Genomic DNA, 13,465 nt, shown 5'->3' with positions numbered 1-13,465 from the left:
GGCAATCGGAAAGGGAAGACCTGGTCATGCGGAAGATTCTCAGTGTTCTGGCGGTGGTTCTTCTGGTCCCGGTGGCGGCGGGGGCCGTTTCCGAATCGGTGACTCCATGGCTTCTGTTCAGCATGGGAGCCCGGGCCTCGGGAATGGGCGGCGCGCACATTACCGAAGCGAGCGGTGCGGATGGTGTCTACTGGAACCCGGCGAATCTCGGGTACATCCGGGGTCCGTCGCTGACAGGCATGCACTTCGCGCCGGTCCCGGACCTCACGGACGATGTCTACTTCGAGTACGCATCGTACGCGAAATGGATGGAGGGCATCGGAGGAGTCGGCGGGAACATCATGTTTCTGACCTACGGGACCAGCGAGGCGACGGATGCCTCGGGGATTCGCCTGCGCGAGTTCACATCCTGGGAGATGGGGATCGGCGGCGGCTGGGGAACGGAGATTTCGTCTCACTTCGCGGCGGGCGCGGGGGCGAAGATCCTGTTGAGTTATCTTTCCCCGGAGATCGGAGAACTGGAAGAGGGGCAGGGAATCACCTGGGCCATCGACATGGGCGTTCACGGTCATGATCTCGGACCGTGGGGCCTGCGCTGGGCTCTGGCCATTCAGAACATGGGGCCTGCGCTGAAGTTCGTGGACAACGGAAGCCCCAATCCGCTTCCACTCAACTTCCGCATGGGGCTGGGCGTGACTCCCTTCGAGAATGATGTGCATCGAATCTCGGTGGTCGCGGATGTGAACAAGGTGCTCGTCCGGCAGCGCGGAGGGACCGGGACGGAGGAGTTCTCGGTGGACCCGGCGTGGAAGGCGCTCTTCACGGCATGGACGGACGAGAGCCTCAGTGACGAGTTCAAGGACATCATCTACAACTACGGCATGGAGTACTCCTTCGCGGATTTCGTGTTCCTTCGAGCCGGGTGGGTTCATGATCAGACGGGAGACATCACCGACTACACCTACGGGATCGGGGTCTCCTACGCGTCGGCACGAATCGATTTTGCCGGGTACCCTCAGGCCACAGGACTCGACGATGTGAAGAGGTTCTCTCTTTCGTACGAGTTCTAAATCTCCGGTACCAGGACCGTCCCCTTCCGAAAAAGGGGGACGGAGGCCCGGTCGAGAAAGCGAGACGCCCCAGTTGGACGAGAGAAGTCGGGAGCGAACGGGCCGAAGCCTGCGGCCGCTCCTCACGCTGGCGCTGTTGATTGCGCTGGGCGCAGTCAGTATGGGACCGCCGAATGGCGCCCGCGCGGGGAAGCTCCCTGCAGCCGGCTACCCCGGGAAGGGAAACTCCCGCGCGAATGAAGCCTCCCTCCGATCGGCCGAGGGAGTGGAGCGTCGTCACCGGCGGCTGGATCTGGATCTGGGGCCGGTCACACCGGTCTTCGCGCGGCGTGCGCTGGAGCGGCGTCCGTCCTTCACGCGGGACGGAGGCGAGACGCTGGTCGTGAAAGCGGCGGCACTCCGGATTGAGTTCGCGGAGGACTCCAAGGGAGACCTCACGACCGGGGACGGCCGGATGATGCGCGAAAACCCGGACCCCGCGACCATTTTCATCGATCCGCCTCCGCACGATGATGCGTTCTTCCAGGCGCACATGGAGGCGCTGCAGCGGTACTGGCTCTCCATGAGCTACGGGAACATCAAGATCGAGGGTACCGTCTTCCCGAGAAACCAGCGCTGGGGCGCGTACGAACTTCCGGACATGGCGGACTACGGCCCGGAAACCGAAGACGACTTCTTCACTGTGGAAGGACTCACGAATCTCTTCCGCGATGCCATCGTGGCCGCCGATGCAGACTCCGATCTCGTCTGGGCCGATTGGGACATCTTCTTCGTCATGCACGCGGGAAGTGACTGGCAGAACGATGTCTTTCAGAATTCCCCCTACGACCTCCCCACATTCTCGATCTCGCTGACTGACTCCGATGTGGTCGTTACCGATACGGCGGACACCATTACCACAGGCATGGTCTTCCCGGAGACCTCTTCGCAGGACGGGTTTCTGACGGCGCTGAATGGCGGGATCGCTCACGAGACGGGGCACCAGCTCGGACTCTTCGACATCTACAATGTGGAGAGGTTCACCCCGACCGTCGCCTACTACGACCTGATGGACAGCGGGAATCTCACTCGCGTCATGCTGATGACTCCCGCGCAGGATGACACCGTGGAGGTGGTCGGCGTCTTGCCGTCCGCCGTGGGAGCGTGGTCGAGGTGGCTCTTGCTGTACCAGTTCGGGATCAGTCCTGTCACCGTGACCGAGGACTTCCCGCGCGCGAAGCTCCGTGCCATCCAGGATCCGTCGCGGGGGCTGCCTCCCGGCACCGCCAAGTGGTACGAACTGCCGATCAGTGCGACGGAGTACTTCCTGGTGGAGAATCGAGTGGACAACCTGGATGGCGGGAGTCTTGAAACCGGGTTCAACACGGCTCTCGATCAGGACGACTCCACCGGAGTGGTTCTCGGTCCGATCGACGCCACTACCGAAGAGGTCAGTCACAACTACGATCTCCTGATCGATCCCGGGGTGCTGATCTGGCACATCGACGAGCGGCAGATTCTGGCGAACTTCGCGGCGGGACGCGGAATCAATGTTCTCTACGACAAGCGGGGGGTGACGATCGAGGAGGCTGACGGGATCGTGGACATCGGGAGCCCGTATTCGTACTTCCCCATGGGAACGGACCGCGAGACCTTCCATGCGGACAACAACGCGGACTTCACACCCCATACGCGCCCGAACTCGGACAGCAATCTCGGAACTGCGTCGAGTATCTCCATCAGGAACATCGGCCCCCGGGACAGCACCGTCACGATGGACTTCGGGTTCTCCTCCAAGCCGCGCGGATGGCCGGTGCAGGTGGGGAGCTACGGCAGCGGGGGCGCGACAGCGCCGGTGATTGCCGATGTGGATGCGGATGGTCTCGGAGAGGTTGCGGTGTTCGCAGACAGTTCCGTCTTCCTCTTCCGGCATGCGGACACGGACGGAGACGGAGAAGTGAATCCGGCCGGTTCGTGGCCCGCGCCAGCGCCTCCCGGGCGCGTGAATGGAGCTCTTCAGGCATCTCCCGCGATGGGCGATGTGGATGGAGACGGCCGGCTGGAGGTCGTCGCGTATACGGATTCGGGTGCCGTGTACTGCTGGAACGACGATGGCACGCCCGTGGCCGCCGCGGACTCGGCGGGGCAGGTGCTGTTTCTCGGGGCGGCTGGCCGCCCGACGACCCCGGTCGTGCCTGCCGATCTGGACGGCGACGGTACGGACGAAGTCTATGCGGCGACGCTCGCGGGTCACCTTGTGGGCTATGACCTGTCGGGGGGTGCGCTCGCCACGAACTTCTCCAAACCGCTCCTTGGTTCGGTGGCGGTGGATTCCCTGTTCCCGACGCTGGCGTTCGGAGATCTGAACGACGACGGCCTTCTCGACGGGCTCGTGGCGTATCAGCATGGTGACAGCGTTCACATTCAGCGATTCAACGCGCAGGGGCGGCGGATTCTCCGGATTGGACACGCGATGGACGAACCGGAGAGCGGTACCGTCTTCGTCGGGATTGCGGACATGGACCGCACGCCCGGCGTGAACGATTCCGAGATCCTTCTGGCCACCGAGGGTGGGTGGATGGCGCTTCTCGATCGAGACGGCGCGATGATGAATGGCTGGCCGCTTCGAGTGGACGCCCCGATCGGAGGAGCCCCCGCCTTCGGCGATGTGGACGGGGACGGGCTCTTGGAGATTGCCGTTCCATCGGGAGAGGGGACCTGCCACTTGTTCAACTACAACGGAACTCATCCGCCGGGGTGGCCGATTCAGATTGAGACCGTGGATCACCCGCCGACCGGCCTGCCTCTCCCGGGAGCGGCCATTGCGGATGTGGATGGCGACGGGCGGCAGGATGTGGTCCTCGGCGCTCCGGACTTCACCGTGCGTGCGTACAGCGGGTCGGGGATCCTGCTGGAGGCATTCCCGATTCCGGTCGGTGGCCCGATGGCATCCGTCCCGGCGGTGGCCGATGCGGACGGGGATGGTCGTATGGAACTGTTCGCACGATGCACCGACGGGAGAGTCTATGCCTGGACCACGGGCGGCTTTGCATCGCGGACCAATCCCGCATGGCCCATGCTGGGCGGTGGGCCGGGACTCCACGGATCGTATCCGGCGGAGCGGCTTCCCCTCTTCCCGGATGAGGAGGGCGGAGTTCTGGCCGGTCCGGTCACCATCTACCCGAATCCCGCATTCGACAGCCACGGAAGCGTGACCGTTCGGTATACGCTCGGGCCAAGTCCGGATCCGTCGACGCAGGTGCGGCTCACCGTGTACGACCTCTCCGGCGCGGAGATGTTGAGCCTTTCGGGACCGACGCTGTCCGCGACGGAGAATGTGATCACTTTCCCGGTGGCCGACCTTGCGAGCGGGGTGTACCTGTGCTCCGTGCAGGCGCTGTCCGGAACGCGGGAAGAACAGATTACGCAGAAACTGGCGGTGATCCGATGAAGCGACTCACCGCGGGACTGGTGCTGCTGGTCGCGCTGGGAGCGGCTTCCGTCCTGGCGGCGCCTCCCCCGCCTGCGGGAGACTGGGACTGGGTGGACGCGGCCCCGCCCAGTGCCTCCACCGCGGAGAAGTCGGTGGCGCGTGCGCTGGCGTCGTCCGCCCTGTTTCCGGGACTTGGCCAGCGTTATGTGGGTCATACGAGAAGAGCCACGGTCTTTCAGATTGTGGAAACGGCAGTCTGGACCACTTTTGCCATCCACCGATATCGGGGAGCCATTCGCCGGGACCGGATGATCGATTATGCCGTGCTCCACGGCGGGGCGAACCCGTCGGCTGGTTCGGACTATTACGAGCACATCGGGCACTGGTTGTCGCAGGAGGAGTGGCTGGACATCGTCCGCCGCGACGCGCGACTGCGCTTCCCGGATGATCCCGCCGCGCAGGACGAGTTCCTTTCTCAGACACGGTGGTACGGGTCGGAGGCCTACTGGTCCTGGCCGGACGACGACGCGCGGGTGCGCTTCCGCGTGCTGCGCTCGGGAAGCGAACGCGCGTTTCGGAACTCGCGTCTGGCTATCGGAGCGGCTATCTTCAACAGGCTGGTGTCCCTGGTGGATGCTCTGGCCGTCACCCGAGGGCACAACCGTCGGGTTCGGGAGGAACAGGCCACGCTGGAGTGGCGCATGGGCCCCACGCCGACCGGAAGCGGTCTTGTCGTGGGACCCGTGGTGACGGCACGGTACTGACTTCCCGCCGACGCGTCCCTTTGATCCCGGAGGTCGCGCCAAGAGTGGAATCCCGGATCCTCTCCACCGCTTTCGTAGTCCTGCTGGCTCCGACTGTGCTCGGTGCTTCTTCCGCAGAGCAGGACTCCGCCGACCACGGCGCGTACTTCGTGGCACGCCACGAGGCGTCGCTCCAGTCGCTGCCGGACTCCCCCGGGTTTCGCGCGCCGGAGGGAGTCTCCACCGATCCCCTGGGGCAGGTGTTCGTCGCGGACACCGGGAATCATCGTGTGTGTCTCTTCTCTCCGGCCGGGCGTTTCGTGCGGGAGCTCGGCGGCTACGGATGGGACGACGGGGAGTTCGTCGACCCGACGGATGTCTGTGCCCGAGGAGGGTTTCGGCTCTTCGTCGTGGATTTCGGGAATGACCGGATTCAAGAGTTCTCCATCTCGGATGAGTCGCCGGTGGGCGTTGTGTTTCCGTTTCGCGCCGGGGCGGGTTTCTCCGACGAAGAACTCGTGCGGCCCGTGCGGATGGACACCGATGCGGAGGGGCGTCTCTACTTTTCGGATGCGTTGTCGCATTGCGTCTGGGTTTTCGCGCCGACCGGGGAGCCGGTCGGCAAGCTCGGCGGGCTCGGTGAGGAGCCGGGGCGCTTTCGTGACCCCGCTGGCGTGGCGGTCGGTCCGGACGGGCGCGTCTTTGTCGTGGATCGAGGGAATCGCCGGATCCAGGTCTTCGACGCGCTCGGAAACTGGCGAGCCTCCTGGCAGGGCGGCGAGGGCTTCGTGGATCCGACGGGGATCGATGTGGGCGCTCGCGGAAATGTGTTCGTGGCCGACGCGGGGGCCGCGCGAGTGCGCATCTTCACCCCGGCGGGAGTGCCGCTCTTTTCCTTTGGCGAGCGGGGCGACGCTCCCGGCCGGTTCCTGGCTCCCGTGGATGTGGCGGTCGCGGAGGACGGGCGAGTCTTTGTCGTGGATCGAGAGCGCGAAGCCGTGGAGGTCTTCCGCATCCTGACGGAAACCCGCGCCCGTTGACGGCCTGCCGCTTGACTCGTGCCTCGGCGGCGATCCTGGCGGCCTTCTGCGTAGGGGCGGCCGCGGAAGCGTTCGCAGCGATGGCGGCTCCGGAGACCACAGAGGTCTTTGCCGAACCCCCGGAGGGCGGTGTCCTGGTTCTGGCGCATCGATTCCTCCTGGTCGGGTCGGAGGTGGTTCGGGTGGACGGCGAACTGCGGGCGCGCGAAGTGGACTACCGGCTCGACCCGGACGCGGGGCTTCTCCGGTGGGCGGATGGGATTCAGCCGCCGGGGGGCGTGTCGGTGAGCTACTCGTGGGTGCCGGTGGACCTTCCGCGGGAGTTCACTTCGCTGGTGCGCGGAGAAGCTTCGCCCGAGGGTGCGACGGCGCTTCCGGAAGGGACCCCATCCGCTTCCCGCGAGGGGGGCGAGCAGCCATCGCCGGGCGCGGGTCTTCGCATCACCGGGGCCAAGACGCTGGCGATGGAGGTCGGCTCGAACAAGGACGCCGCGGTGGAGCAGTCGCTGCGTGTGCAGGTTCGCGGGGATGTTGGCGACCATGTCCGCGTCACCGCGCTTCTCTCCGATCAGGACATTCCTCTCCAGCCGGAAGGAAACACAAGGCGGCTGGAAGAGCTGGACGAAGTTCTCATTCGCGTGGAGAGCCGACGGGGTTCCGCCACGCTCGGAGACTTCGTGGCGGGTCGCAGCGGGAGCGCGTTCGGAGACTTCGACCGCCGTCTCTCCGGGGCGGAGGCGGTGGTGAAGGCGGGGGGCGTGAGCGTCCGCGGGATCGGGGCAGGCGCGCGTGGCAACTTCCGGAAGGCCGAGTTCCGCGGCATGGAAGGGAAGCAGGGTCCGTATGTGCTGGCCGGCGACGGTGAAAACCCGGAGGGCGTGATCGTGGCGGGGTCGGAGAAGGTGTGGCTCGACGGGCGCGCACTCACGCGCGGTGAGAACCACGACTATGTCATCGACTACTCGCGCGGGGAGGTGGAGTTCACCAATCGGGTTCTGGTGACCGAGGACTCGGAGATTGCCGTCGACTTTGAGGTGGCGGAGCAGGAGTACCGCCGCAGCTTCTACTTCGGGGAGACGAAGTACTCATCGGAAGGCCGGAGGGTTCAGGTCGGAGCGTCCTTCGCCGCGGAGACGGACGGCCACGATCCGTTGCGCGTAACGCTCACCGATGAGCGTCGCCTGGAGATGCAGCAGGCGGGTGATACCACGGTGGTCGTGCCCGGGTGGGTGTGCGATCTGGAGGACGGAGACTACCACCAGATCGACGGGCACTTTGAATACGCGGGGCGGGACAGTGGAAGCTGCGAAGTCTCGTTCTCCCGCGGGGGGGCGGATTCGTTGCGGGCGTATGAGCGCGACCGGGATCTCGATACCGGGCTGACTTACTTCCGATGGGTCGGCCCCGGGCTGGGGGAGTATGCGCCTTATGTCGAACTGGCGGCGCCCCGGAGTGCCGCCCTGGCCGATGTCGGCGTTCGCCTTGAGGCCGGGGAAGCGTTTCACCTGTCGATGGACGCCGCGGTGAGCCGGGAAGACGCGAACACGCTCAGTTCTGTCGACGACGGCGACAACACGGGCCGGGCCGGGAATGTCACGCTGTCGTTCGATCCCGGGGGCGCGGATCGGGCGAAGGACGCGCTGCGCTGGCACTCCACCGCGTCCCATCGAACGGAGGAGGCTTCCTTCGTGTCGATGGGACGCACGCGAGGCGCGTTCCTTGGCGAGGTGTGGAACTTCACCGACACCACGCGCACCGACGAAGCGGTCACCCAGGTCGAGACCCGTCTGGAGCGTCCGGGGCGCTGGGCGCTGGGAGGCGCGTGGGGCCGGATGGATCGGACGGGGCGTTTCGCCAGTGAGCGCCGTGAGGGTTCCGCCTCGTGGAAGGGGGGGCGCATCGAGAGTGCCACGCTGCGCGTGGAGTCCGTGCGCCGGGAGGACCGGACTTCCTCGTCGGGGGGTGCGGTGGGTGATCTCCTTCGGCAGCGCGGCGAGGTCATCGGGAGACTGGGTCCGTTCCATCCGGGCGTGTCGTGGTGGAAGGAGTGGCGGGAGGACCGGGAGAGCGGAGCGCGCACCCGGGGGGAGGACGACGAGGAACTCGGTGCGTCTCTCGACTGGAAGCCGGGGCGGGGATACTCGGCGCGCGCGCGGCTGGGGTGGCGGCGAACGGATGTCGTGGATTCAGCGCTCGGGGAGTGGGTCCGGCAGTCGATCGGGCGGACTGCGGAACTTCGCGGCGAGGCTTCCCCGTCGCGATCCTTCCGCGCGCGCTTCTCGTGGATCCGGCGTGCGCTGGATGTGGTCGAAGGGCGCCCGGGAGAGGACCGCGTCACCCATCTCCTGCGCGGGGATCTTTCCCACGAAAACCTCGGCGGTCTCTTGCGCGGGGACTATGCCTACGAAGCGACTTCCCGCGTTTTCACCGACCGCGTGGCGGGAAGTTCCGCCACCGAAGAGCCGACACTGGCCGTTTCCGCGAGTGCCCGGGTGCGCGTCGGCGGGAGGTCCAGAAGGTCCCGCGGTGCTGCGGAGAGTGCGGACTCGGCACTCCGGCGAATCCTGTCGAAGGTAGAGGCGGAGACCGTGATTCGGGTGCAGGAAGAGACAACGGCCGCCGACCGGACTTCGATCTACCTTCTGGATCTGGCGAAGTACCAGCGGGACGACACCACGGTCTACGGAAAGATCCTCCTTCGACAGGAAGCCACGCTCTTTCCGGGGGCGGCCCGGTTCTCGGTCACCGGGCGCCTGGAGAGGATCGATGCGGAAGACAACCGTGCGGACCCCGAGCGCGTGGAGATCGTCACCACCCGGCGTGTTCTTCGAGCACGCAACGCACTGAACAACCGGTGGACGCTGGAGACACAGGGAACCTGGCAGACGCAGTCGCGGTCGGATCGGGGAGCGGCGGAGTTCGACATTCGCCTGCTGGAGATTCGCGAGGAACTGGTCTGGCAGCCGCATCCTGCGCGGCGCCTGTCGGGAGTGGCCGCGTGGGTTTCCGAGCGGAATGAAGAAGGCGGGAGCTTCATCAAAGGCGCGTCCGTGGCGCTGGAAGGCAGCTCCTCGGTGGGGGCCGGGGGGCGGGTGTCGGGAAGACTGTCGTGGACTCATCCGCTGGAGGCCGGGGGCGCGGATACGGGGATGCGATTCCGGACCCGGGACGAGAATGAGCTGGAGTGGCGGACGACCGCCGAAGTGCGTCTGTCGGATTCGGTGTCGGCGTCGTTGTCGTACTCCGGCCGGTCGCTGGAGGGGATTCCCACGCGTCATCTGGCGCGCGTCCAGGCGCGAGCATTGTTCTAGGAGACGAGGATGGTTCGTCGGGTGGGTGGCATGGTCAAAGTGTTCGCCGCGATGATCGCGCTCAGCGCGGGTGCGGTCCGCGCGGACGGGCTTCGGGCGATCGTGCTGGAGGGAAGCCTCCCGGCGGATTCCGCTTCGGTGGCAGCACTTCTGCCGTGGACAAAGGACGGGCCGCTTCCCGATGGCGCCCCGCAGGAAGCCGCGCGCCTTGTCGAGCGGGCGCTGCGCGACGCGGGCTGGTGGGGGGCGATCGTGCGCGGGGAGATGCGCGGGTCGCCGCCGGATACGCTCGTTCTGCACGGGGAGTCGGGCGAGCCGGTCGTTGTGGGCGAAGTCCGTCTGCGCGGTCACCGCGTTCTGGCCGCCGAGGAGATCCTGGCGCGTGTGGACCTCCGCGCCGGGGCCGTCTTTGACGCGACCGCTCTGCGGAGAGATGCCGCGCGGGTTCTGCGTGCGTACTCCGAGCGCGGGCACCCGCTGGCGCGCGTCTATCCGAGCCGTTTCGAAAAGCGGGATGACGGTCGACTCCTCTTCACCCTGCGAATCGGTGAAGGCCCCCGAACCTACATTGAGTCCGTGCGCGTCTTCGGCGAGTGTGAGACTTCGGCTTCGGTGATTGCGCGACTGGGCGGTGTTCGCCCTGGCGATCGGTGGAATGTCGCTCGCGTGGAGGAGATGGCGACGCGTCTCCGCCGGGAGGGACTCTTCGAATCGGTGTCGGAGCCGCGAGTCGTGCGGGGGAGCCGGGATGACCGCGTGGGTCTGGAGCTGGAGATTCGCGAAGGTCCGGCCAGTTCCTTCTTCGGTGTGCTGGGGTACACCCCCGCGAGCGGCGGTGGCGGGGAACTCGTCGGCCTGGTGGACCTGTCGCTCGGGAACATCCTGGGAACCGCACGTCGGGCCGGCCTGCGTCTGGAGCGGAGCGGCGGCGGCGTGCAGGACTTCGCGTTTCGATTCCGCGAACCCTGGATCCCCGGGACTTCCCTGTCGCTGGAGGGGGGCGCGGCGCAGTCCGTACGCGATACGCTGTATTCGCGGACGGATCTCGACTTGACGCTGGGGATTCCGCTGGGGGCGCGTTCGGTGGCGTCCGTTGTGGTGGATCGTCGCCGGAGTTCTTTCACGGAGGCCACCGGTGACCGGGTCAGCGAGACCTCTGTGGGAGGTGCGGCTTCCGTGTCGTTCGAAGGACGGGATCGGCGATTCAATCCCGGGAGCGGGGGACAGGCGCGCATTCTGGTCGGGTCGCGGCGGGCGGCTGCCGGAGAGCGCCGGACGCGTTTGGAAGCGGGCGTACACGCGCTGCACCCGTTCGGGCGACGGTGGGTATTCTCTCAGGAGGCCGGGGCGAGAGGTGTGCGCCAGGCGGCGGGCTCGGTTCCCCTGTACGCGCAATACTGGGTGGGCGGAACGAACACGGTGCGCGGTTATGAAGAGGAACGATTCCACGGAGACATCGTATGGTGGACGCGGACCGAGTTGCGTTATCGTGTGGGGCGGCTGTCGCGGGTGTTCGCTTTCGTGGATGTCGGAGGCGCGCGCTCCGCCGCCGCAGGTCTCCCGGCCGCGTGGGACACTTTCCCGGGCGGAGGGTTTGGCGCGGCGCTGGAGTCGGCGGGGTCGGGTGTGGTGCGGATTGAGTTTGCGATGGGGCGCGGCGACGCCTTTTCCGAAGCGAAGGTTCACGCGGGGCTGGAACGCGAGTTTTGACGGAGGCGGGAATGGCGGGGTCGGCGAAGTCGGCAGACCGGAGGCGTGCGAAGGAACTGGCGGCGGAGATTCGCCGACACGAGCACCTCTACTATGTGCGGACCGCGCCGGAGATCACCGACTTCGAGTTCGATATGCTCATGAAGGAACTGGAGGCGCTGGAGGAGGCGCACCCGGACCTTCGGACGGAGGATTCTCCCACGCGCCGTGTGGGCGGGGAGCCGCTGTCGTCGTTTGCGTCGGTGGAGCACTCGGTGCCGATGCTCTCGCTGGCGAATACCTACGGGGAAGGCGAGATCCGCGAGTTCGACCGTCGCGCGCGGGAGGCGTTGCCGGATGAGTGCGTACGCTACCATGTGGAACTGAAGTTCGACGGCGTGGCCATCTCCGCGCTGTATCGGAACGGCGTCTTCGTGCGGGGCGGCACTCGGGGTGACGGACGCACGGGCGACGACATCACCGCCAACCTTGCCACGGTCGGGGCGCTTCCCCTGGCGATCCCCGATCGTCGAGAACTGGAAGTGCGCGGCGAGGTCTACATTCGCCGCGATGACTTCGCACGGATGAACGAGGAGCGTGTGGAGGGCGGGAATGAGCCCTTCGCGAACCCGCGCAACACGGCGGCGGGTACGCTCAAGCTTCTCGATTCGCGCGAGGTGGCCCGGCGACCGCTGCGCCTCTTCGTGTACCAGTTGGCGGCGGCGGAGAGCCTCGGGTTTGAGCGGCACTCGGACGCGATGGAGTTTCTGGCGGAACACGGATTCCCGGTGAATACGGAGCGAACCCTGGTGGAGGGGATCGATGCCGCAGTGGATCTCATCGGGTCGTGGCGGGGAAAACGCGAGGCGCTTCCCTACGAGACGGACGGGTTGGTCGTCAAGGTGGACTCCTTCCGACAGCAGGCGCGTCTGGGGGCCACGGGGAAGGCACCGCGCTGGGCGGTGGCGTACAAGTTCCCGGCCGCCGGGGAACAGACGACACTCCGGGAGATCACCGTGCAGATCGGGCGGACCGGGGTCGCCACACCGGTGGCCGAACTGGAACCCGTGCGCGTGGGCGGATCGACCGTGGCGCGAGCCACGCTTCACAATCTGGAGGAAATCCGGCGGAAGGACATTCGCGTGGGGGATACGGTGGTGGTCGAAAAGGGCGGCGAGGTCATCCCCAAAGTCGCGGCAGTGGTTCGGGAGAAGCGCCCGCCCGGCGCGACGCCGTGGGAGTTTCCCCCCGACTGCCCCGCTTGCGGGGGCGCGCTCGTCCGCGATGAAGAAGAGGTCGCGTTCCGGTGCGACAGCGTCCGTTGCCCGGCGCAGATCACGGGGCGGATTGACCACTTCGCCTCCAGAGGTGCGATGGACATTGAAGGGCTGGGCGAGAAACTGGTCGCTCAGTTGGTGGGTGCAGGCCTGGTGCATGATGTGGGAGACCTCTACGCGTTGCGTGAAGAGGACCTTGCGGAACTGGATCGCATGGGGGAAGTCTCCGCGCGGAATCTCGTTCACGCGCTCACGGAGTCGAAGGGGCAACCGTTCCATCGCGTTCTCTTCGCCGTCGGTGTGCGCCATGTGGGGGCGCACGGAGCGCGGGTGCTGGCGCGGGAGATCGGCTCGGCGCGGAAGCTGGCCGCTGCGGAGGAAGAGACACTGACCGCCATTCACGAAGTCGGCCCGGCGATGGCGGACTCCATCCGGGACTTCTTCCGCAGGAAGGACTCGCTGGCACTCATGGAGAAGCTCGCGGCGGCGGGCCTTTCCATGCGGGACGACGGGGTGGAAGTCCCGCGCCCGCTCGAAGGGCGGACTTTTGTCCTGACCGGGAAGCTCACCGGCCGCTCGCGAGATGAGGCGGCTTCGCTTCTCAGGGAACAGGGGGCTCGTGTGGCGGGGAGCGTCAGCGGGAAGACGGATTTTCTTGTCGCGGGAGCGGATGCGGGCGGGAAGCTCCGAAAGGCCGAAAAACTCGGTGTACGCGTCCTGGACGAGGCTGCGTTGGAACGCATTCTGGCGGAAGGCCTGCCGGAAGAAGGCCCGGGCATCTGAGATCTGCCGGATGGGCTTGCCGGTAGCCTCCCGCTTCCCGTCCGTTTCTGGTATTCTTGAACGGCTTAGTGACTATGCGTGCCGTGTCCCGCGCCGCCGGGGAGCGCCCCCTGGTGAAGGCCGCGACCGGTACCGCATTC

7 protein-coding genes are annotated in these 13,465 nt (G+C 66.6%); all 7 read left to right on the top strand.

Annotated elements, in window-relative coordinates; genetic code table 11:
* The first annotated feature begins 26 nt into the window (after positions 1–26).
* Entirely contained in the window at positions 27–1,070 is a 1,044-nt protein-coding gene (locus QF819_06375) for a PorV/PorQ family protein (GenBank protein ID MDP6802783.1), read from the top strand.
* Positions 1,071–1,143: 73 nt separating this feature from the next.
* Positions 1,144–4,500: an FG-GAP-like repeat-containing protein gene (locus tag QF819_06370; GenBank protein MDP6802782.1), complete on the top strand. Its 3,357-nt coding sequence runs from the start codon at positions 1,144–1,146 to the stop codon at positions 4,498–4,500.
* A complete protein-coding gene (locus tag QF819_06365) occupies positions 4,497–5,246 on the top strand; it encodes a hypothetical protein (GenBank protein ID MDP6802781.1) in 750 nt (249 codons plus the stop codon). Before QF819_06370 ends, QF819_06365 begins: the two co-directional genes overlap by 4 nt.
* A 44-nt stretch (positions 5,247–5,290) precedes the next feature.
* Positions 5,291–6,265, top strand: a complete 975-nt coding sequence (locus QF819_06360; protein MDP6802780.1) for an NHL repeat-containing protein — start codon at positions 5,291–5,293, stop codon at positions 6,263–6,265.
* Between the two features lie 11 nt (positions 6,266–6,276).
* Positions 6,277–9,576, top strand: a complete 3,300-nt coding sequence (locus QF819_06355; GenBank protein ID MDP6802779.1) for a hypothetical protein — start codon at positions 6,277–6,279, stop codon at positions 9,574–9,576.
* Between the two features lie 9 nt (positions 9,577–9,585).
* Positions 9,586–11,286, top strand: a complete 1,701-nt coding sequence (locus tag QF819_06350; protein ID MDP6802778.1) for a BamA/TamA family outer membrane protein — start codon at positions 9,586–9,588, stop codon at positions 11,284–11,286.
* A gap of 11 nt (positions 11,287–11,297) precedes the next feature.
* The gene (ligA, locus tag QF819_06345; GenBank protein MDP6802777.1) at positions 11,298–13,325 is read left to right on the top strand and encodes an NAD-dependent DNA ligase LigA; all 2,028 of its coding nucleotides are present in this window, start codon (positions 11,298–11,300) and stop codon (positions 13,323–13,325) included.
* The last annotated feature ends 140 nt before the right edge of the window (positions 13,326–13,465 follow it).

Source organism: Gemmatimonadota bacterium (assembly GCA_030747075.1).
Taxonomy (GTDB): domain Bacteria; phylum ARS69; class ARS69; order ARS69; family ARS69; genus ARS69.
Note: the sequence above shows the minus strand (reverse complement) of the source record. Positions and strands in the feature narration are given on the sequence as shown.